Source organism: Saccharopolyspora taberi (assembly GCF_039534165.1).
In the GTDB taxonomy this organism is placed as follows: Bacteria; Actinomycetota; Actinomycetes; order Mycobacteriales; family Pseudonocardiaceae; genus Saccharopolyspora_D; species Saccharopolyspora_D taberi.
Map to the genome: position 1 here is coordinate 174,633 of NZ_BAAAUX010000002.1, position 20,879 is coordinate 195,511.

A 20,879-nucleotide genomic window follows, 5' to 3' on the forward strand; every position below is an offset into this window, starting at 1 on the left:
GTGACCCTCACAAGCTGGGTTCCGGTGCCCGCGGAGTCGGACTTCCCGGTCCAGAACCTGCCCTACGGCGTCTTCGAGCCCGCCGGAGGAGCGGCCCGGGTCGGCGTGGCCATCGGTGAGCACGTCCTCGACCTCGCGGCGGCTCTGGGCGACGAGGTGTTCGCGCGGCCGAGCCTGAACGCGTTCATGGCGCAGGGCAGGCGGCGCTGGCAGGAGGTGCGGGCCCGGATCACCGAGCTGCTCACCGACGAGCGGCACCGGCCGTCGGCGGAACCGGCGCTGCACCGGCTCGCCGACGTGCGGCTGCTGATGCCGTTCGAGGTCGCCGACTACGTCGACTTCTACTCGTCGGAGCACCACGCGGCCAACATCGGGCGGATGTTCCGCCCGGACTCCGAACCGCTGATGCCGAACTGGAAGCACCTGCCGGTCGGCTACCACGGCCGCGCCGGAACGGTGGTCCCGTCGGGCACCCCGATCGTCCGGCCCAACGGCCAGCGCAAGCCCCCGCAGGCCACCGCGCCCGGCTTCGGCCCGTCGCAGCGGCTCGACATCGAGGCCGAGGTCGGGTTCGTCGTCGGCACCGGCTCCGAACTGGGCGAACCGGTCGCGCTGGCCGACTTCGCCGAGCACGTGTTCGGGGTGTGCCTGGTCAACGACTGGTCGGCCCGCGACATCCAGGCGTGGGAGTACGTGCCGCTGGGCCCGTTCCTCGGCAAGTCCTTCGCCACCTCGGTGTCGCCGTGGATCGTCCCGCTCGACGCGCTGGAGGCGGCTCGGGTGGCGCCCCCGGAACGGGACCACGAGCTGCTCGGCTACCTGCGCGACCGCGCGGACTGGGGCCTGGACCTGACCATGCGGGTCCGGCTCAACGGCCACCAGGTGTCGGAACCGCCGTTCGCCACGATGTACTGGACGGCGGCGCAGCAGCTGGCGCACATGACGGTCAACGGCGCGTCCCTGCGCACCGGTGACCTCTACGCCTCCGGCACGGTCAGCGGCCCGGAACCCGGTCAGCGCGGCTCGTTCATGGAGCTGAGCTGGGGCGGCAAGGAACCGCTCGAACTGCCCGGCGGCGGCACCCGGTCGTTCCTGGAAGACGGCGACGAGGTCACCATCACCGCGACAGCACCCGGCGCCGACGGCGTGCGGATCGGGTTCGGCGAGGTCACCGGCCGCATCGAGCCCGCCCGGTAGCCGCGGGCCCGCGAGCCGCCCGGATCGTTCGGATCCCCGGGCGGCTCGCGGGTCTTCTATCCTTGGCGCGATGAGCAACGTGGAGCGCGATCCGGCGGAGACGGTGTGCGGTGGTGCGGCCACCATCGCCGAACCGGAGTACGAACTGCTGGAGCCGCGCGAGGTGCCGCTGGGCGGGCCGCGGGCGATGCTGGTCGGCCGCACGTTGCCCAACCGGGATCGCCGGATGGTCGGGGCCTGGTGCTTCGCCGACTTCTACGGTCCCGCCGACATCGCCGGGCAGCCGGGCATGCAGGTGCCGCCGCACCCGCACACCGGCCTGCAGACCGTGAGCTGGCTGCTCGACGGCGAGGTGCTGCACCGCGACAGCCTCGGCAGCCGCGCGCTGGTGCGGCCGGGCGAGCTGAACCTGATGACCGCGGGCCGCGGGATCGCGCACTCCGAGGAGTCCCCGCCCGAGCACCCGCGCTGGCTGCACGGCGCGCAGCTCTGGGTCGCGCTGCCCGGCGACCACCGCGCCGTCGCGCCCCACTTCGAACAGCACCGGGACCTTCCGCGCTCGTCCACCGCGGACGGAACGGTCACGGTGCTCATGGGCCGGGTGGGCGACGACGAGTCCCCGGCCGCCGCCTACACCCCGATCGTCGGCGCCGAGGTGTCCGCCGCGGACGGCCGGGTGCTCCGGCTCCCGCTGGAACCCGACTTCGAGCACGCGGTGCTCGCGCTGCGCGACGGGCTGACCGTCGACGGCCGCCCGGTCGCCACCGGCACGATGCTCTACCTCGGTCGCGGCAGGAGCGCGGCCGAGATCGGCGGTCCCGGTTCGGGGTTGCTGCTCGGAGGGCTTCCCTTCGAGGAGCGGATCGTGATGTGGTGGAACTTCGTGGGCCGGGACCACGACGAGATCGCCCGCGCCCGCGCCGACTGGGAGGCGGCGCGGACCGCGGGCGATCCCGGCAGCCGCTACGGCGTGGTGCGGGGCTACGACGGCCCGCCGCTGGGCGCCCCGGCGCTGCCCGGGGTCGAGCTGCGCCCGCGCGGCCGCACCCGCGGCCCGTCCTGACCGGCGTGCGGTCTGTCCGGTTAGGACGGTCCCGGGTGCCGGTCAGCGCGCTCGGGTTCGGCGGTGCGGTGATCGGCAACCTGTACCGGGCGGTCGACGACGACACCGCGGCCGGCGCGGTCGACGCCGCGTGGGACGCGGGAATCCGCTACTTCGACACCGCTCCGCACTACGGGCTCGGCCTGGCCGAACGCAGGCTCGGCCGGGCGCTGGCCTGCCGTCCGCGCGACGAGTACGCGCTGTCGACCAAGGTCGGCCGGATCCTGGTGCCCTGCGAGACGACCGGGCCCGACGACGCCGGGTTCGAGGTCCCCGCCGACCACGTCCGGCAGTGGGACTTCAGCGCCGACGGGGTGCGGCGGTCGCTGGAGTCGAGCCTGGACCGGCTCGGCGTGGACCGGGTGGACGTCCTGCTGCTGCACGATCCCGACGACCACTGGGAGCAGGCGGTGTCCGAGGCGTACCCGGCGCTGCACGAGCTCCGGGACCAGGGCGTGGTCGGCGCGATCGGCGTGGGCATGAACCAGTGGCGGCTGCTCGAACGGTTCGTCACCGAGACCGACGTCGACGTGGTCATGCTGGCCGGGCGCTGGACGCTGCTCGAACAGTCCGCTGTGGACACCTTCCTCCCGGCCTGCCTGCGGCTGCGGGTTTCGGTCCTGGCGGCCGGGGTCTTCAACGGCGGGCTGCTGGCCACCGACGACCCGGACCCGGCGGCGATGTACGACTACGAGCCCGCGTCGGCGGAGATCCGGTCCCGCGCGGGCAGGATTGCCGAGGTCTGCGCCGCGCGCGGGGTGCGCCTGCCGCAGGCCGCCATCGCCTTCGCCGGGGGACATCCGGCGGTCGCGAGCGTCGTGCTGGGCATGCGGTCGGCCGACGAGGTGCGCCGCAACGCCGAGCTGTTCGAACGTCCGGTGCCGGACGCGTTGTGGACCGACCTCGCCGACGCCGGTCTCCTGCGTCCCGGCCTGCCGCGCTGACCCCGGACCTCACAGACCGCCGGTCGTGGCGATCGCGTCGATCCAGGTGTCGACGAAATCACTGGTTTCCTGTGCCGTGGCGAGCACCTGCATCGAGGAGTTGAACAGGTCCGCGTTCTGCTGGTCGAGACCGTCCAGGCAGCCCCGGCCGCCGTCCCGGGCCTGGGTGACGAACGTTTCCCACACCGCCTGGACCTGCTGGTCGGGGACGCGGAAGTAGTGGTTCGCCGCCTCCGGGAGACCCGAGATGGACACGCAGAGCGGGCGGAGGTGCCGCATCTCGGTGATGGCGCTCCGCCCGGAGTCGACCTGCCGCTGCACGTCGTCGAACAGCTCCCGCCGGTCGTGGAAGAACTGGTCCATCAGGTCGTCGCCCCCGCGAAGCAGCCACGCCTGCACCTGGAGCGCCCTGCTGCGGTCCGGCACCGGGCGATCGGCGACACCGACCCCCGACTGCGCCACTGCCCGCTGCACGTCGGCCGGGTCAAGAACCCTGGAGTTCTGAGGTGTCAGCACCATGAGGCTGTTCGCGCCGATCCCCAACGCCACGACGCACAGCAACCCGGTGCAGAGACGGCGGCTGATCACGCCACCGCGTACTGGCGCGGAGGAGCGCGGTCGCGGTGACCTGCGGATCAGGGCGACGAGCGCTGCGACCGCGATCGAGGTCAGCACGGTGATCAGCAGGGCGGGAGTGAGGAACAGGCCGGAAAGCCGAGGCAGCACACCGGGTTGCCATCGGCAGGAAGCACTGGTGGCGCTCAAGGGCTCGATGCACCCTTCTGCCGCGCGGAGCACGTAGGTCCCGGCGAAACCCACCAGCACGGCGGTCTCACCGGAGATGAGCGCGACGAGCAGCCGGTAGCGGCTCGCCGTCGCGGCGGCGACGGCGGCCGCGACGGTGGATCCGGCGACCAGAGCGGCCAGCGGTCCGGCGAAGTAGATCGACATGTACTCGACGAGGTCCGCGTCCGGCCCGTAAAGCGAGTGCAGGTGCGCCAGCACGCCGCCGGTGCCCACCCAGCACAGAACTCCGCCCAGCAGCCCGGGAAGCAGCACCCGGCGCAGCGGAGGCAACGCCGCGCCGAACGGTTGACCGGGCACGGCATCGCCGGCCCAGCGGGGAGCGGTGCCGGACGGGCGGATCGCCCACGCCAGCAACGGCACCGCCCACAGCCCGGCGACCGCCACCAGGTTGAGCGGGGTGGCGGTCACGTTGGCCAGCGCCAGGATCGTCAGGGTGTAGACGGCGTCGAGCACCGACAGCTCGTCCGAGTGCCCCAGATCGTCTCCCGCGAGCCTCGACACGAGCGCGTCGCGGGCTTCGGCGATGCCGGGCGACAAACCGGTGGGCGACCAGCCCGCCGCGAGCCCGACTCCCTGGGTCTGCCACCACAGGAACCACACCGCCAGCGCCGCGCAGGCCGCTGCCAGGGTCGGCAGCAGCACCGGGCCGAACGTCCGCCGCTTCCAGACGCTGCTCCACAGCAGCGCGCACTGCGTGATCCACCAGGTGAAGACGACGGCTGCGAGGACGACGAGCAGCAGGACCTCGGGCCTGCTCGGCAGCCACTCGTTGATCGTGCCCTGCCCGGTGACCAGACCGCCGGTCACCATCCCGGCACCCAGCCACAGCCCCACCCGCACGCCGGACGGCACCCGGCGCGAGGTGAGCACGGCGTGGGTCACCGCTCGCCACTGCGCGATCCCGACCACTGCGGCGACCAGAGCGGCGACGACCAGCGCCGCCCCCTGCTGCGTCCACCCGCTGAGCAGGACGTACTGCGTCAGCGAGAACCAGACGTTGCTGTTGATCACCGACGCGGCGACCCCGGTCAGGAACATCGGGACCGCGGGCACCCCGAACAGCACGGCCGGATCGTTCAGGGCGTCCCGGCGCAGGTCCCAGCGCGGATGGGTCTGCCACAGCTCGGCGAACGAGCCCAGCGCCCGCCGCAGCCGGCCCCGGACCGGCGGTGCCGCGACCGCCCAGCCGTGCGGGTCCGCGCCCCAGCGCACCGCGGCGAGGTCGGCGTAGATCTCGCGGCTGCGCAGCACGTCCGAACGCGCGAGGTAGACCAGCACGGCCAGGACGGCGGTCAGCAGCAGACCTCGCGTGACGATCGGCGCCTCGACGAACCACTCCTCGGACCCCGACTTGAGGGCGAAACTGGCCGCGCACCACACCAGGAACGGCGGGAGAGCGCCGAAGAGGAACACTCGCCAGAGGGCGACGGTGAGGTAGGTGATCGTGATGTCGCCGTTGCGGATGTGGGCGAACTCGTGCAGGAGGACCGCGCGGAACCCGTCGGGATCGGTGTTCCTGCGCGCGAGGAGACCGCCGTGCAAGCGCACGACCGGCTTGCGGTTGCGGCCGAACACCACGGCGCCGGTGGAGGCCGGGACCGGGTCGACGACGATGCGCGGGGTGCGGGAAAGACCGGCGGTCGCGGCCAGATCGTCCATCAGGCGGCGGATCCCGCCGTCCCGGTCGACGGCTTCCAGCGCGACGACCCGGCCGCGGCGGGCCTTCCACGCGGGCAGCGCCCAGAACAGCGCGCCGACCGCGGCGGACAGCAGGACGAACCAGGCGCCGAGCACCCACCACGGAGGCGGTGCCGCGTACCGGACCGTGCAGGCGTAGTAGGCCTCCCACTGGAGCCAGCGCCGGGCGATGACGCTCGACGGCGGATCGCCGGGCGCCACCCCGGCGGCGAGCGAGCAGCCGTAGCCGTCGTAGCTGGACAGCGCGATGGCGACGTAGAGCACCATCACGCCGCTGGTCACCAGCAGCAGCACGACCAGCAGCCCGAACCGCACGGTCGTGCCCGCCGCGACCACCCGTTCGTCGATCCGCGACCGGGCGTCGTCAGTGGCCACTTCGCCTCCCCCCGGCCGGACTCCGCTGAGCCGGATCATTGTGCGGTTTTCCCACCGCGACCGGCGATTTCGGGCGGCAATGCACCCCAATGGATCAACCCGCGGGCAACGGCGGCCGATTGCCGCCAGACAGGGGCGGTGCCACCTGGCGCGGGCCAACGTGATCTACCGGATGCCGCTGTGCGGCGGTGATGGCGAGCAGTTCCCGATGTCCGCGAGCAGAACCAGCTCGGCGACCGGCCTGACGAGGACTTCGCCGCCGCAGCGGCGGAATGCCTCGCCGCCTTCGGGAAACCGGGCGCGCTCGACTACCCGCTCGGCCGCCAACTTCGAGCTGCTCTATAAGGGGATCGCGGAGGGCCGCTGGACCCGGACACTCGCGCCCCGCCCGCGGTGTCCGAGCCGGAGAGCCGTCGGCAGCGCCTGCTGCGCACCACGGGCGGCGCCCCTGATCAGCCGGGTCCGCCCAGCGCGCCGCGGAGCCAGTCCTCCACACCGGCGACGTGCACCGTCGCCCAGGCGTGGGCGACCTCGGGCCTGCGCGCCTCGATCGCCGCGCAGATCGCGTCGTGCTGCTCGCGGAAGCGGCCGACCGCGCCCTCCCGCGCCAGCCCGCTCCACACGCGGGCGCGGGTGGCCGACCCGGACAGCCCCTGGATCAGCGAGCACAGCACGGTGTTGCCCGCGCCGGCCGCGATCCGCCGGTGGAACTCGACGTCGTTGGCGACGAGCTCGTCCACCGGCGGGTCCGAACCGAGCGAGTCGACGACCGCGCGCAGCTCCGCGATCCGCTGGTCGCTCATCGCGGTCGCGGCCATCGCGGTGGCCGCCGGTTCCAGGATCCGGCGCACCTCGAAGAACTGGAGCAGGCTGTCGTCCTGGTGGAAGTCGACCAGGAACGCCAGCGCGTCCAGCAGCCGGGCGGGTTCCAGGGTGGCGACGTAGGTGCCGTCGCCCTGCCGGACGTCGAGCACGTGGATCAGCGACAGCGCCCGCACCGCCTCGCGCAGCGAGTTGCGCGACAACCCCAGCCGCTCGGCGAGGTCGGCCTCGCTCGGCAACCGGTCGCCGGGCCGCAGCTGCCCGCCGACGATCATCGCCTTGATCCTGTCGATCGCCTCGTCCGTGACCGGCAACGCGCACTCCTCCGGCAGCCCCGCCTGCTCCTCGGGCAGAGCGTACCGAGCACGCGGTGCGTCCACCCCGTCACGGATAGTGCACGAGCGCCTGGTCGAGCGGCTTGCGGGCCAGGTCGGGGACCTCGCAGTCGGGCGCCGGATAGCCGATCGGGAACACGATGTAGGGACGTTCGCTGGACGGACGCTCAAGGATCTTGGTCAGGAAGCCCATCGGGTTCGGCGTGTGGGTCAGCGTGGCCAGGCCCATCGCGTGCAGGGAGCTGATGAACATCCCGCACGCGATGCCGACGCTCTCGTTGACGTAGTAGTGCTTCTGCCTGCCCGCGCCGGTGACCGAGTACTTCTGCGCGAACACCACGACGATCCACGGCACCACGTCGAGGTAGTCCTTGTCCGCGCCGGTTTCCAGCCGGGCCAGCGCGCCGTGCCACTCCGGGATGTCGTCCCGGCCGTAGAACGCCCGCTCCTCGGCCTCGGCGGCCAGCCGGATGCGGTGCTTGACCTCGGCGTCGCGCACCGCGACGAACGTCCAGGGCTGCTGGTGGGCACCGCTGGGCGCGGTGTTGGCGGTGCGCACGGCCAGCTCGATCGCCTCCCGCGGAACGGGGTCGGAGCTGAAGAACCGGACGCTGCGCCGCTGGTCGAGCAGGTCGTGCAGGCGCTGCCCACGTCGCAGTCCTTCCTCCGCCGGAACCCGTGGCGGCCGGTACGGCACGAACGGGTGGGAGTGGGGGCGGGGCATGGCCATGACCTTCTCCTTCCTGGACGGCACCGGCCAGCATGATCCGGAAGACGGTTGGCGCACAAGACCGATTTCGCCTGTCGCGCAACGGAATCCGTGGCGCAAGAGGATGCCCCGAAGCGGGCCTCCTGGAAGGAGGCACCGGCGTCGAACCGAGCTCCGGTGAACCTGGCGGTGCCCTCGAAGCTCGCGCTGATCGCGCAGCCTGGTGCAGGGCAGGCGGAGGTAGCCGCAGATCAGGTTGACGATGGTCTGGCGCTGAGCACCCCGGATTCGTCGTCCCGCATGAAGTTGATGTTGCCCGACGGAGCCGCCGCCGTGGGGCGGAAACGACGAACCGGACAACGAGCCGCGGGGAACGGGGATGACCGAATCGTGCTTTTCCTCATTTTCGCGAATGCGTGGTCGAAATCGGACCAAATTCGCGATGCGGATTGTTGATCAGGCCCGCCCCGGGGGTCGCCGGAATGGCGGATCCGGAGCGGGCGATCGGTCGGCCGGAAAGTGCGGGTGGATTCATGTGGTTGCTGGTTCAGCCGCCCGCGAGGCGGTCGGCGTACCGGGCGAGTTCCGGTACCGTGCGCAGTGCTTCGAACGTGATCACCTCCGGCCGGACCAGGTGTTCCCGGACCAGCGGGTCGGTGGCCAGGATCGCGTCCAGCCTGCCCCGGGCCATGTCGCAGGCGATGATGACCGAGCCGGGCCGGGGTGACCGGCGGCCTTCGATGATGAAATCCCCGGACTGGTAATGCCGGTTGATCCAGTTCGAGTGGTCGGGAAGCACGAGGTTGACTTCTTCTGCTGGCGCGGTGTAATGCAGCATGACCACATACATTCTTTCAGCGTAGAACCCGCTCCCGGGCGTCGCGGGTCACCGCTCAATAACATTTAACCGGAAAAGACGATTCAGCTCCGGGAAAGTAAAAGGAGTCAAAAGCACCGACCAAAACCGGACCCGGCTTCAGCTCGCCTCCGGCTCGGGGACGTCCAGCGCTCGCGCCGTCGCGGAATACGCCTCCGCCATCGCCTCCGCGGCGAACGGCAGCACGTCGGTGAACCCGGCGAAGCCGTGGAACGCACCCGCGCAGTGCTGGAGGCTGGTGCGCACGCCAGCCAGCCGGAGGCGCTCGGCGTAGCGCTCGCCCTCGGTGCGGAGCGGATCGCACTCGGCCACCACCACGTGCGCCGGCGGCAGGCCGGCGAGGTCGGGCGCGCGCAGCGGCGAGGCCCGCGGGTCGTCCCGGTCGGCGGCGTCGGGCGCGTACAGGTCCCAGAACCACCGCATGTGCGCCGGGGCGAGCATCCCGCGGCCGTCATCGTCCACATAGGACTCCGTGGTGAAGTCGTGGTCGGTGACCGGGTAGACGAGCAGCTGGAACACCGGCCGCGGCGCGCCCTGCCGGGCTGCGATCAGCGCGGCGGCGGTGGCGAGGTTGCCGCCCGCGCTGTCGCCGGCGACGGCGATCCGCGCCGGATCTCCGCCCAGCTCCGCCGCGTGCTCGGCGGCCCAGGCCAGCGCGGCGCAGGCGTCCTCGACGGGAGCGGGGAAGGGGTGCTCGGGCGCCAGCCGGTAGTCGACCGACACCACGATCGCCCGGGCTCCGTTCGTGAGGTTGCGCGCGTGCAGGTCGTGGCTGTCGAGTCCGCCGAGCACCCAGCCGCCGCCGTGGAAGTAGACGACCACCGGCGGTTCCGCCTCGCTCACCGCGGGCCAGTAGACGCGGACCGGGAGCGCGCCGCCCGGCCCCGGGATCCCGCGCTCCTCGACCCGGTGCACCGGCACCGGCTGGTGCTCGGGCGCGAGTTCGGCGAACAACGCCCGCGCCTGCGCGGCGTCGACGACCGCTCCGCCGAGATCGGGAATCCGCTCCCGCATGGCCGAGAGGAGGCGTTCGGCGTCGGGATGTAGCGGCATCGGGACCTCCTGAGGGGTTGTGGTGGCGACTCGGGCCGATGTAACCGGAGGCGTCCCGGCCCTGGAAGCGACCGTCACCCGGATGCAGCAGGAGTCGATCTCCTGCGGCGGGACGCGCGGCCGTCGCCCGGTCACTCGGTCAGCGTCTACAGCCCCCGGTAAACACCCGTTACTCTCCCGGTATGACCGACATCACACCGCCGGATTCGCCTCCGATGCTGTCCGGGGCGCGGCCGGTGATCGGGCACGCGGCCGAGTTCATCCGGCATCCGGTCGGAATCGCCGAACGCGGCCACGCGGAATGCGGAAGGGCGTTCTCCGTCCGCATTCCGGGGCGCACCGCGTACATGTTCATCGGCCCCGAGCACAATCGGTTCTTCTTCTCCGAGACCGACAAGCGGCTGTCGATCCGGACCGCTTATCCGTTCTTCGTGCGGATGTTCGACCCGGCTTTCTACTTCTTCGCCGGAGCCGACGAGTACAAAAGGCAGCGCGCCCTGGTGCTGCCGCGGTTCCAGGGAAAGCAACTCCAGAACTACGTCCGCACGATGGTCGACGAAGTCGTCGATCTCGACCGTGCGCTCGGCGATGCCGGGGAATTCGACCTGGTGCGCACCATGGGCCCGCTGGTCATGCGGATCGCGGCCCGCGCGTTCCTCGGCCACGACTTCTCCGCGCGGCTGGAGAACGGGTTCTTCGAGACCTTCCGCCGGTTCTCGGCCGGCATGGACCCGATCATGCCCGGCTGGCTGCCACTGCCGCACCTGCTGCGCAGCAGACGCGCCAAGCGGCGGCTGCACCGGCTGATGGGCGAGCTGATCGAGCAGCGCCGCCGCGACCCGGTGGAACCGGGCGACTTCCTGCAGACGCTCATCGAAGCCCGCTACGACGACGGCGACGAGGTGCCCGACCAGGTGCTGATCAACCTCATCCTGTTGTTCAGCTGGGCGGGACACGAGACCACCACCGGCCACATCAGCTGGGCGGTCATCGACCTGCTCCAGCACCCGGACAAGCTGGCCAGGGTGGTGGCGGAGGCGCACGCCGTGCTCGACGGCAAACCCGCCGAGGAGCTGACCCTGTCCGACGTCGGGCGGCTCAAGTACCTCGACCACGCGCTGCACGAAACCGAACGGCTGCACCCCGTCGCCTTCACGATGGCGCGGACCGCCGCCGAAACCTTCGAATACCAGGGTTACACGATTCCGCGCGGCGCGATGCTGATGATCTCGCCCGCGGTCACCCACCGGCTCGGCGAACTCTACCCCGATCCGCACGAATTCCGGCCGGAGCGGTTCGCCGAGAATCCGAAGGACACCAGGTACCTCGTCGGATTCGGAGGAGGCGTGCACCGCTGCCTCGGAGTGCATTTCGCCTACCTGGAGATGACCATCGCCCTCGCCCACCTGTTCCGCGAATTCGATCTGGAACTCCTCGACCGGAATCCGAGACCGGTTCCGGGTGCCCACACCAAGTGGCCGGAGAGCCCCTGCCGGGTCCGCTACACCCGCAAGGTCACCGCGCGCCGCCCTGCTTGAACCTGCCCACTACTGGGGGTAGGAACTCCCGGACGGGCGGTATCGTTTTGCCGGAGGGTGTGTCCGCTCACACTGGCGGACGTCGTGCACGCGCGCTGAAGGGGAATCAGGTCAATTGGTGACGACGAACGGGCACCGGCCCCCGGACGAGACGGGGCCGGATCCCGCTGGGGGCCAGGGCAGCGAAACGCGCAAGGTGAACCGGGTGGTGATCCGATTCGCCGGTGACTCCGGCGACGGCATGCAGCTCACCGGCGACCGGTTCACCTCGGAGGCGGCGGCCTTCGGCAACGACCTGGCGACGCTGCCGAACTTCCCGGCCGAGATCAGAGCCCCCGCCGGGACGCTGCCCGGCGTCTCCAGCTTCCAGCTGCACTTCGCCGACTACGACATCCTCACCCCCGGCGACCGGCCGGACGTGCTGGTGGCGATGAACCCGGCGGCGCTCAAGGCCAACATCGCCGACCTGCCGCGCGGCGGCATCCTCATCGTCAACACCGACGAGTTCACCAAGCGGAACCTGACCAAGGTCGGCTACGAGTCCAGCCCGCTCGACAGCCCGGAGCTGGAGCCCTACACGGTGCACGAGGTGCCGATGGCGGAGCTGACGCTGGGCGCGGTGGAGTCGACCGGGCTGTCCCGCAAGGACGCCGAGCGGGCCAAGAACATGTTCGCCCTGGGCCTGCTGTCGTGGATGTACCACCGGCCGACCGAGGGCACCGAGCGGTTCCTGCGGGAGAAGTTCGCCAAGAAGCCGCAGATCGCCGAGGCCAACGTGCTGGCGTTCCGGGCGGGCTGGAACTACGGCGAGACCACCGAGTCGTTCGCGGTGACCTACGAGGTCGCGCCCGCGACGCTGCCCGGCGGGACCTACCGCCAGATCACCGGCAACCTCGCGCTCGCCTACGGCCTGGTCGCCGCCGGGCAGCGCAGCGGGCTGCCGCTGTTCCTGGGCAGCTACCCGATCACGCCTGCCTCCGACGTGCTGCACGAGCTGGCCAAGCACAAGAACTTCGGGGTCACCTCGTTCCAGGCCGAGGACGAGATCGCCGGCATCGGTGCCGCGCTGGGCGCCTCCTTCGGCGGCGCGCTGGGCGTGACCACCACCTCCGGCCCCGGACTCGCGCTGAAGTCGGAGACCGTGGGGCTGGCGGTGACGCTGGAGCTGCCGCTGCTGGTCTGCGACATCCAGCGCGGCGGCCCGTCGACCGGGCTGCCGACCAAGACCGAGCAGGCAGACCTGCTGCAGGCGCTCTACGGCCGCAACGGCGAGTCGCCGGTGCCGGTCGTCGCGCCCCGCTCGCCCGCGGACTGCTTCGACATGGCGCTGGAGGCGGCGCGGATCGCGCTGACCTACCGCACGCCGGTGCTGCTGCTGTCGGACGGGGCGATCGCCAACGGCTCGGAGCCGTGGCTGATCCCGGCGGTCGACGAGCTGCCCGACCTCGGCGTCGAGTTCGCCACCGGCCCCAACGCGCCGGACGGCTCCGGCGAGTTCTGGCCCTACCTGCGCGACCCGGAGACGCTGGCCCGCGAGTGGGCGGTGCCGGGCACGCCGGGCGCCGAGCACCGCATCGGCGGCCTGGAGAAGGCCGACGGGCCGGGGCACATCTCCTACGACCCGGACAACCACGACCGGATGGTCCGCCTGCGGCAGGCCAAGATCGACGGCATCACCGTGCCGGACGTCGAGGTCGACGACCCGTCGGGCGAGGCGCGGGTGCTGGTGCTCGGCTGGGGCTCGTCCTACGGGCCGATCGGCGCGGCGTGCCGCCGCGTGCGCAACAACGGCATGCCGGTGGCCCAGGCGCACCTGCGCCACCTCAATCCGATGCCCGGGAATCTCGGCGAGGTCCTGCGGCGTTACGACAGGGTGATCGTGCCGGAGATGAACCTCGGGCAGCTGGCCATGCTGCTGCGGGCGCGCTACCTGGTCGACGTGGTCAGCCACACCAAGGTGGCGGGTCTTCCGTTCCGAGCCGAGGAGCTGCAGAACGTGCTCACCGATGTCGTGCAGGGGGTGTCCGCGTGACGACCACCGATCTGGGTCTTCCCGCACTGGGCGGGCTGGCCGGGGTGCCGACCGCCGAAGGCAAGCAGTCGGCCAAGGAGTACAAGTCCGACCAGGAGGTCCGGTGGTGTCCGGGCTGCGGAGACTACATCGTGCTCAACGCGGTGCAGAGCTTCGTGCCGACGCTGGGGCTCCGGCGGGAGAACATCGTGTTCATCTCGGGCATCGGCTGCTCCAGCCGGTTCCCGTACTACATGAACACCTACGGCATGCACTCGATCCACGGCCGGGCCCCGTCGATCGCCACCGGGCTGGCGACCTCGCGGCCCGACCTGTCGGTCTGGGTGGTCACCGGTGACGGGGACGCGCTGTCGATCGGCGGCAACCACCTGATCCACGCGCTGCGCCGCAACGTCAACCTCAAGATCCTGCTGTTCAACAACCGGATCTACGGGCTGACCAAGGGCCAGTACTCGCCGACCAGCGAGGTCGGCAAGGTCACCAAGTCCACCCCGGTGGGCTCGCTCGACCACCCGTTCAACCCGGTGTCGCTGGCGCTGGGCGCGGAGGCGAGCTTCGTCGCGCGCACCATCGACTCCGACCGCAAGCACGTGACCGAGACGCTGCGGGCGGCGGCCGAGCACCGCGGCAGCGCCCTGGTGGAGATCTACCAGAACTGCCCGATCTACAACGACGGCGCGTTCGACGTGCTCAAGGACAACGACGAGAAGCAGCGCCGGATCATCCCGCTGCGCCACGGCGAGCCGGTCGTGTTCGGCCCGGAGGACGAGCGCTGCGGCGTGGTCCGCGACAGCGACGGGGACCTGCGGGTCGCCAAGCTGTCCGAGGTCGACGAGCGCGACGTCGTGGTGCACGACGCCGAGCGGGAGGACCCGTCGCTGGCGTTCGCGCTGTCGAGGCTCGGCGGTCAGGACCTGAACCCGACCGTCACGGGCATCTTCCGGGCGACCAGGCGGCCGACCTACGACGACCTGGCCCGCGCGCAGGTGGCCGAGGCGCAGCAGAGCAGCCCGCCGGACCTGCAGGCCCTGCTCACCGGTCGCGACACCTGGACGATCTGACGGCGTGACCTCGTCGAAGGGCCCCGGCTTCCGCGGCAGCCGGGGCCCTTCGCGCGGCACCGGGGTTCAGGCGGGCATGGGGTCGCCGGTCTCCAGGAGCGTCTTGAGGTCGGAGAGCAGTTCCGGCCAGCCGCCGCTGCCCTCCAGCCCGCCGCTGATCGCCTGGTGCATCACGCTGCCGGGCTCGAAGTCGTCGTGGGTGACGGTGAGCCGCACGCCGGAGCGGGCGGGCTCGATCTCGAAGGTCACCCTGGAGCGCTTCTCCTCCCGGTGGCGGCGGAACTCCTCCTCGGTCCAGCCGAAGTGCTCGGCGTGCTCGGGCTGGAAGGCGTGCCAGGTGTAGGAGAGCCGCCGGTGGGGCTCGGATTCCAGGACCACCTGGCCGAGGTCCTTGGCCTCGCCGTCGGGTCCGTCCTTCCACAGCAGCGGCGAACCGGGCTCCCAGTCCGAGACCAGCTCGGTGCCGCCCCAGTAGCGGCGGGTGAAGGCCGGGTCGGTCAGCGCCTGCCAGAGCCGCTCCGGGGTGGTGTTGATGTAGGTCGTGTAGGTGAACACGGGATTGCTCATGGGTCCGGCCTCCAATGCCGTCCTGAGGTCGGCGAGCGCGTGCGCCCGCTCGCGGTGGTAGCGGCCGATCCAGCGGTCGGCGATGGCGGTGATCGGAGCGGCGTTGAGGTGGTGCAGCTTCTCCCGCCCGCGCCGCGCGGTGGTCACCAGCCCGGCGGCCTCCAGCACCGCCAGGTGCTTGCTCACCGACTGCCGCGCCATGTCCAGGCCCGCGCACAGCTCGCGCAGGCTCTGGCCGTTGCGCTCGTTGAGGCTGTCCAGCAGCCTGCGCCTGCTGGGATCGGCCAGCGCCTTGAACACCTCGTCCATGCCCCTCCTCGAAAAGGCAGCCGATCGGCTGCATGAAAAATAGGCAGCCTTTCGGCTGCATGTCAAGCCGGGGTGGCTCGGTGGCCGCCGGGGCTGGGAGGAAGCAGGAGCGCGGGGCTCAAGGAGAAGCGGCGCTGGGCTCAAGCAGGAGCCGGGCTGGGCGGGGGCGATGCCTCCCGGCGGTTGATTGATCACGCTCACCGGCTCCGGCCCTCGCGAGTTCGCCAACCTGCTCATCGGCCCGGACGACCGGATCGCCGGGCTGGACGTGGCCAACGCGGGCGGCGCCCGGCGCGTGGACGGCCGCGGCCGCGTGCTCGTCCACGGCCTGAACGACGCGCACGGGCACATGCTCCGCGTGCGGACCGTGAAGCTCTACGTCGACGGCGCGCTGGGCAGTCGTGGTGCGGCCCTGCTCGACCGGGATCCGCTGCGGGACGGACCCGCCTGGCGCACCGGCGTCCTCCAGACCTGGGTGGCGGGGCGCCCGGTCGGTGAGTACGGGGCGCTGTGAGAACGGGGTGCCGTGAAGCTCGTGCCGATGGGGTAGCCGGGTTACCCCGGCAATCGGATCCGGCCGGAGTGCCCGCTCCGTACCGTGCTGCGTGGGGATGTGCGGCCGAGGGGGGCGGCGGAAATCATGGCGTGGACCTTGCACGAGCACGTTGCGCCCACCACGGGGCGGGCGTTCCCGTACGTGCTGATGTACCACTCGGTCACCGAGTACTCGTCCGATCCGTACCAGGTGACGGTGGACCCGGCCCGGTTCGAACAGCAGTTGTGCTGGCTGGAGCGCCGCGGTCTGCGGGGCGTGGCGATGCGGGAGCTGATGGCCGCCGGTGACCGGCGGCGGCTGGTCGGGCTGACGTTCGACGACGGCTACGAGGACTTCCTGCTGTCGGTGCTGCCCGCGCTGGTGCGGCACGGTTTCACCGCGACCGTGTTCGTCATCTCCGGCCGGATGGGCGGCACCAACCGCTGGGACCCGGACGGCCCGGTCAAGCAGCTCATGACCGCCGACCAGGTGCGGCTGGCGGCCGACTTCGGCATGGAGATCGGCTCGCACGGCAGGCTGCACCAGCACCTGTCCGAAGTGGACGACGGCGAGCTGCTGGACGAGGTGGCGGGCAGCCGCCACGTGCTGCGCGCGGTCTCCGGTCAGGAGGTCAGCGGTTTCTGCTACCCCTACGGCAGGCTGGACCGCCGGGTGCGGCAGGTGGTGCGCGACAGCGGGTACGACTACGGCTGCGCGATCTGGCCTTCTGCGCTGAGCGGACGCCACGCGCTCCCGCGCACCTACGTGGGCGACCGCGACGGCAACGTCCGGCTGACCGCCAAGCGGCTGCGGCACGCCATGCGCTGAGCCGGAAACGACCCGCCCGCTGCCGCCGAATCGGCGGCAGCGGGCGGAAGTCTGCGCTCCGCGGGAGGAGATCCGTTGCGGGGTAACGCGTTTTCGGTAGGTGCGCTAACCCAGCTGGAGGAGGGGCGTGCGGTGTCGCGATGGGACGGTTGCTCCCGTGGCCCCACACCGGAACGGGGAGGCAACAGTGACCGCGAACCCACTCGCGCTGGCCGTCAACGGACGGGAGTACCAGCTTTTCGAACGACTGGTGCCGTTCACCGAGCACAACGGGCGCACCGGCGAGGCCATCGCCGTGGTCGGACTGGGCTACGTCGGCCTGCCGACCGCCTACGCGCTGGCGGCGCGAGGTGCCGCGGTCACCGGCTTCGACATCAGCAGGGGGCGGCTCGGCGAGATCCGGGCCGGTGACGTCGACCTGCCCGACGACCAACGCCTGGGCCTGGCCGGGGTCCTGGAGTCCGGTCGGCTGCGGCTGTCCGACGACCCCGCGGCGCTGGGCGCGGCGGAGTCGGTCATCGTCTGCGTGCCCACCCCGGTCGACGAGGACCACACGCCGGACCTCTCGGCGCTGCGCGCGGCGTGCGAGACGGTCGCGGAGCAGGCCCGCACCGGACAGACGATCATCCTCACGTCCACGACGTTCGTCGGCACCACCCGGCTGCTGCTGGCCGAACCGCTGCGGCGGCGGGGGATGCGCATCGGCACCGACGTGCACGTGGCCTTCAGCCCGGAACGCATCGACCCGGGCAACCTCGACCACACCCAGCGCGAAACCCCGCGCGTGGTCGGCGGGGTGACCAGCCGGTGCGCGCAGCGGGCGGCCCGGGTGATCCGGCGCTCGACGGACTCGGTGTACCTGGTCAGCTCGCCGGAGGCGGCCGAGCTGACCAAGCTCTACGAGAACATCTTCCGCGCGGTGAACCTGGCGCTGGCCAACGAGATCGCCGACGTGTGCCACGACCTGGACCTCGATCCGATCGAGGTCACCGTCGCGGCCGGGACCAAGCCCTACGGCTTCCTCGGCAGCTTCCCCGGCCCCGGCGTGGGCGGGCACTGCATCCCGTGCGACCCGCACTACCTGCTCTGGCAGCTGCGCGGGCACCAGGTCCGGGCACCGATGATCGAGCAGGCGATGACCTCGATCGAGCAGCGCCCGGAACGGGTCGTCGACCGCGTGCTCGAAGAGCTCGCCGACGCCGGGCTCGCGCCGGGGGACGCGCGGGTCGCGGTCGTCGGTGTCAGCTACAAGGCCGGGGTGCGGGACCTGCGGGAGTCCCCGGCGCTGCCGATCATCACCGGTCTCCGGCGAGCCGGGGTCGACGTGGACTACCACGACCCGCTGGTCCCGGAGGTCCGGCTGGCCGACGGCAGCTCGTTGCGCAGCAAGCCCGGCGGACCGGACTGGGACCTCGTCCTGATGCACACCCTGCACCCCGGGTTCGACTACGGCTGGGCGTCCCTGTGCCCGCTGGTCCTCGACGCCACCTACCAGTTCGACCAGGCCCCGCACCGGAAGTTCGTGTGACGGGGAGGTGCCCGATGGGCGGCAACGGGTTCGACACGTCGGTTCCGGCGGTGGTGTTCAAGCTGGACCCCAACGTCATGCACCACGGCGGCCTCGGGGTGATCCGCGGGCTCGGCCGGGTGGGCGTTCCGGTCTACGCGGTGCAGGAGCACGCGTACGCGCCGGCGGCGCATTCGCGCTACCTGCGCGGGCACTGGGTGTGGCGGCCCGACCCGGACGACGTGGACGAGGTCCTGCGCGGGCTGCGGCGCGTCGCGGAGCGGATCGGCCGGGTCTCGGTGCTGTTCCCGACCGACGACGCCGGGGCGATCTTCCTGGCCGAGCACGGCGCGGCGCTGCGGGAGTGGTTCCACTTCCCCGATCCGCCGCGGCACCTGCCCAGAACCGTGGCGGGCAAGTACTCGATGCACCGGATGTGCCGCGAGCTCGGGGTGCCGTGCGCCGAGGCGGCGATGGTGGACACCCTCGCGCAGGCCGAGGAGTTCGCGGCGGGGACGGGATTTCCGCTCGTCGCCAAGCTCGCGACGCCGTGGCGCAAGGGCGGCGAGCTGCGCAGCACCACCATCGTCCACAACGGACAGGACCTCGCCGAGGTGTACCGGCTCGGCGCCGGTGCGAGCCTGCTGCTCCAGGAGTACCTGCCGGGCGGGCGCGACCACGACTGGTTCTTCCACGGTTACTGCGACCGGGACTCCCGGTGCCGGGCCGCGTTCGTCGGGCTCAAGGAGCGTTCCTACCCGGCGCACGCCGGGCTGACCAGCCTCGGCCGCTGGGCGGAGAACGCGCAGCTGCGGGGCCAGGCGGAGCAGCTGCTGCACCGGATCGGCTTCCGTGGCATCGTGGACCTGGATTTCCGTTGGGACGCAAGGGATTCCCAGTACAAGCTGCTGGACTTCAACCCGCGTCTGGGGGCGCAGTTCCGGCTTTTCACCGACACGGCGGGGGTGGACGTCGCGCTGGCGGCGTACCTGGACCTGACCGGCCAGCCGGTGCCGCCGGGCGAGGCGGTGCCCGGCCGGCGCTTCCTGGTCGAGAACTACGACCCGATCGCCGCCCTGCGCTACTGGCGTGACGGCGAACTCGATCCGCTGACGTGGGCGAGGTCGATGCGCGCGGTCGGCGAGACCGCCTGGTTCGCCGCGGACGACCTCGTGCCGTTCGCGTTGATGTGTTTGTGGATGGGCGCACGGGCGGCGGGCCGCCCGTTGCGGAAACTGCCGCTGCGGGCGGGGAAGGAGAGTCGATGATGACCGAGCACGACGTGGTTCAGGTAGCCGTGGTCGGCGCCGGGCCGTACGGGCTTTCGCTGGCCGCCCACCTGCGGGCGGCCGGGGTGTCCTACCGGCAGTTCGGGGTGCCGATGGGCCTGTGGCGCAACGCGATGCCGAAGGGCATGTACCTGAAGTCGCAGGGCTTCGCGTCGAACCTGTCGGACCCGAAGCGCACGCACACGCTGCGCAACTTCTGCCGGGACACCGGCCGCGACTACGCCGACTACGGAGTGCCGGTGTCGCTGGCGGACTTCATCGCCTACGGCGACTGGTTCCGGCAGGACCTCGGCCTGGAGGTCGACGAGCGGCTGGTGTCCGACGTCCGCCGCAACGGCGAGAACTTCGAGGTGACCCTCGAGGACGGGTCCCTGGTCGAGGCAGCCAGCGTCGTGGTCGCGGCCGGGGTGGAGCACTTCGCGCACCTGCCGCGCGTGCTCTCCGAGCTCCCTCCGGAACTGTGCACGCACAGCTCGCAGTACGGCGATCTCGGGGTGTTCGCCGGCCGCGACGTGCTGGTGGTCGGCAGGGGCCAGTCGGCGCTGGAAACGGCCGCGCTGCTGCACGAGCAGGGTGCGCGGCCCCGGCTGCTGGTCCGTTCGTCCGCACTGGCCTGGAACGGGCGACCGCTGACGCCCGACCGGCCGTTGCTGCGCCGGATGCGGGAACCGGAAGCGGGACTCGGGTCCGGGTTGTCGACCTGGTTCTACTCCGAGCACCCGAAGTGGTTCCGGCACCTGCCCGAGCAGACCCGGGTGTACCGCGCCCGCACCGCGCTGGGCCCGGCGGGCGCGTGGTGGCTGCGCGAGCGGGTCGAGGGCAGGTTCCCGGTGCACCTGGAGCACGGCATCGACTGGGCCGAGCCGGACGGCGGCCGGGCGCGGCTCGGGGTGCGCGCCAACGGGCACGGCCCGCGCGAGTTCACCGCCGACCACGTCATCGGCGCGACCGGGTACCCGCCGAGCCTGGCGCGGCTGCCGTTCCTGGGTTCGCGGCTGCGGTCGGAGGTGGCGACGCTGGCCGGAACACCGCGGGTGGGCCGGGACTTCCAGTCCTCGGTCCCGGGGCTGTTCTTCATGGGAGCGGTGGTCGCGCCCGAGCACGGGCCGGTCATGCGCTTCGTCTACGGCGCCGACTACGCGGTGCGCTCGGCGGCGGCGCGGATCGCCGCATCGCGGCCCCGCCGCCCGCTGGCAGCGGTGGGAGGCGCGCGCAGATGAGCGTGGCCAGCCTGCCTTCCGGGCACCGCGGGTCCGCCGCAGTGCCGGCGCCCCGTGGTGCTGTCCGGACTGTC

At 71.8% G+C, this 20,879-nt stretch carries 18 protein-coding genes; 12 read left to right on the top strand and 6 right to left on the bottom strand.

Going from position 1 to position 20,879, the window contains the following annotated elements:
- The 3 genes from fahA to ABD691_RS02490 all read left to right on the top strand — a co-directional run bounded on the left by fahA (nt 1) and on the right by ABD691_RS02490 (nt 3,243).
- Nucleotides 1–1,197 (top strand): fumarylacetoacetase, encoded by a 1,197-nt coding sequence (fahA, locus tag ABD691_RS02480; protein ID WP_344677678.1) that lies wholly within the window; start codon nt 1–3, stop codon nt 1,195–1,197.
- A 70-nt stretch (nt 1,198–1,267) separates the two neighbouring features.
- Nucleotides 1,268–2,260: a pirin family protein gene (locus ABD691_RS02485; protein WP_344677679.1), complete on the top strand. Its 993-nt coding sequence runs from the start codon at nt 1,268–1,270 to the stop codon at nt 2,258–2,260.
- A gap of 5 nt (nt 2,261–2,265) precedes the next feature.
- Nucleotides 2,266–3,243: an aldo/keto reductase gene (locus ABD691_RS02490; protein WP_344677680.1), complete on the top strand. Its 978-nt coding sequence runs from the start codon at nt 2,266–2,268 to the stop codon at nt 3,241–3,243.
- A 9-nt stretch (nt 3,244–3,252) separates the two neighbouring features.
- Here the strand turns inward: ABD691_RS02490 and ABD691_RS02495 are convergent, their stop codons facing one another.
- From ABD691_RS02495 to ABD691_RS02505, 3 genes are all read right to left on the bottom strand, one after another.
- Entirely contained in the window at nt 3,253–6,123 is a 2,871-nt protein-coding gene (locus ABD691_RS02495) for a M48 family metallopeptidase (protein WP_344677681.1), read from the bottom strand.
- Nucleotides 6,124–6,575: 452 nt separating this feature from the next.
- Nucleotides 6,576–7,259 (bottom strand): FadR/GntR family transcriptional regulator, encoded by a 684-nt coding sequence (locus tag ABD691_RS02500; RefSeq protein ID WP_344677722.1) that lies wholly within the window; start codon nt 7,257–7,259, stop codon nt 6,576–6,578.
- Between the two features lie 70 nt (nt 7,260–7,329).
- Nucleotides 7,330–8,010, bottom strand: a complete 681-nt coding sequence (locus tag ABD691_RS02505) for a nitroreductase family protein (RefSeq protein ID WP_425564943.1) — start codon at nt 8,008–8,010, stop codon at nt 7,330–7,332.
- A gap of 48 nt (nt 8,011–8,058) precedes the next feature.
- Between ABD691_RS02505 and ABD691_RS02510 the strand changes: the two genes are divergently transcribed.
- Nucleotides 8,059–8,445, top strand: coding sequence for a hypothetical protein (locus ABD691_RS02510; RefSeq protein WP_344677682.1), 387 nt, complete (start codon nt 8,059–8,061; stop codon nt 8,443–8,445).
- Nucleotides 8,446–8,536: 91 nt separating this feature from the next.
- Here the strand turns inward: ABD691_RS02510 and ABD691_RS02515 are convergent, their stop codons facing one another.
- Both ABD691_RS02515 and ABD691_RS02520 read right to left on the bottom strand, forming a co-directional pair.
- Entirely contained in the window at nt 8,537–8,839 is a 303-nt protein-coding gene (locus ABD691_RS02515; protein ID WP_344677683.1) for a YciI family protein, read from the bottom strand.
- A 126-nt stretch (nt 8,840–8,965) separates the two neighbouring features.
- A complete protein-coding gene (locus tag ABD691_RS02520; protein WP_344677684.1) occupies nt 8,966–9,919 on the bottom strand; it encodes an alpha/beta hydrolase in 954 nt (317 codons plus the stop codon).
- Between the two features lie 182 nt (nt 9,920–10,101).
- On the opposite strand from ABD691_RS02520, the gene ABD691_RS02525 reads away from it, so the two are divergent.
- The 3 genes from ABD691_RS02525 to ABD691_RS02535 all read left to right on the top strand — a co-directional run bounded on the left by ABD691_RS02525 (nt 10,102) and on the right by ABD691_RS02535 (nt 14,550).
- Nucleotides 10,102–11,457: a cytochrome P450 gene (locus ABD691_RS02525; protein ID WP_344677685.1), complete on the top strand. Its 1,356-nt coding sequence runs from the start codon at nt 10,102–10,104 to the stop codon at nt 11,455–11,457.
- Nucleotides 11,458–11,653: 196 nt separating this feature from the next.
- Nucleotides 11,654–13,489 carry a 2-oxoacid:acceptor oxidoreductase subunit alpha gene (locus tag ABD691_RS02530; protein ID WP_425564946.1) on the top strand — a complete coding sequence of 612 codons (1,836 nt, stop codon included), beginning with the start codon at nt 11,654–11,656 and terminating at the stop codon, nt 13,487–13,489.
- A complete protein-coding gene (locus ABD691_RS02535; RefSeq protein ID WP_344677687.1) occupies nt 13,486–14,550 on the top strand; it encodes a 2-oxoacid:ferredoxin oxidoreductase subunit beta in 1,065 nt (354 codons plus the stop codon). Before ABD691_RS02530 ends, ABD691_RS02535 begins: the two co-directional genes overlap by 4 nt.
- A gap of 66 nt (nt 14,551–14,616) precedes the next feature.
- Here the strand turns inward: ABD691_RS02535 and ABD691_RS02540 are convergent, their stop codons facing one another.
- A complete protein-coding gene (locus tag ABD691_RS02540; RefSeq protein ID WP_344677688.1) occupies nt 14,617–15,426 on the bottom strand; it encodes an ArsR/SmtB family transcription factor in 810 nt (269 codons plus the stop codon).
- 187 nt (nt 15,427–15,613) lie between these two features.
- Here ABD691_RS02540 and ABD691_RS02545 point away from each other — a divergent pair, with 187 nt between their 5' ends.
- The 5 genes from ABD691_RS02545 to ABD691_RS02565 all read left to right on the top strand — a co-directional run bounded on the left by ABD691_RS02545 (nt 15,614) and on the right by ABD691_RS02565 (nt 20,805).
- Complete coding sequence (locus ABD691_RS02545) at nt 15,614–15,940, top strand: hypothetical protein (protein WP_344677689.1); 327 nt, start codon at nt 15,614–15,616, stop codon at nt 15,938–15,940.
- Between the two features lie 126 nt (nt 15,941–16,066).
- Nucleotides 16,067–16,789: a polysaccharide deacetylase family protein gene (locus tag ABD691_RS02550; protein ID WP_344677690.1), complete on the top strand. Its 723-nt coding sequence runs from the start codon at nt 16,067–16,069 to the stop codon at nt 16,787–16,789.
- A gap of 187 nt (nt 16,790–16,976) precedes the next feature.
- Entirely contained in the window at nt 16,977–18,317 is a 1,341-nt protein-coding gene (locus tag ABD691_RS02555; RefSeq protein WP_344677691.1) for a nucleotide sugar dehydrogenase, read from the top strand.
- 14 nt (nt 18,318–18,331) lie between these two features.
- Nucleotides 18,332–19,564 carry a carboxylate--amine ligase gene (locus tag ABD691_RS02560; protein ID WP_344677692.1) on the top strand — a complete coding sequence of 411 codons (1,233 nt, stop codon included), beginning with the start codon at nt 18,332–18,334 and terminating at the stop codon, nt 19,562–19,564.
- Complete coding sequence (locus ABD691_RS02565; RefSeq protein WP_344677693.1) at nt 19,564–20,805, top strand: NAD(P)-binding domain-containing protein; 1,242 nt, start codon at nt 19,564–19,566, stop codon at nt 20,803–20,805. The genes ABD691_RS02560 and ABD691_RS02565 overlap by 1 nt, the downstream gene beginning before the upstream one ends.
- Nucleotides 20,806–20,879: the final 74 nt, after the last annotated feature.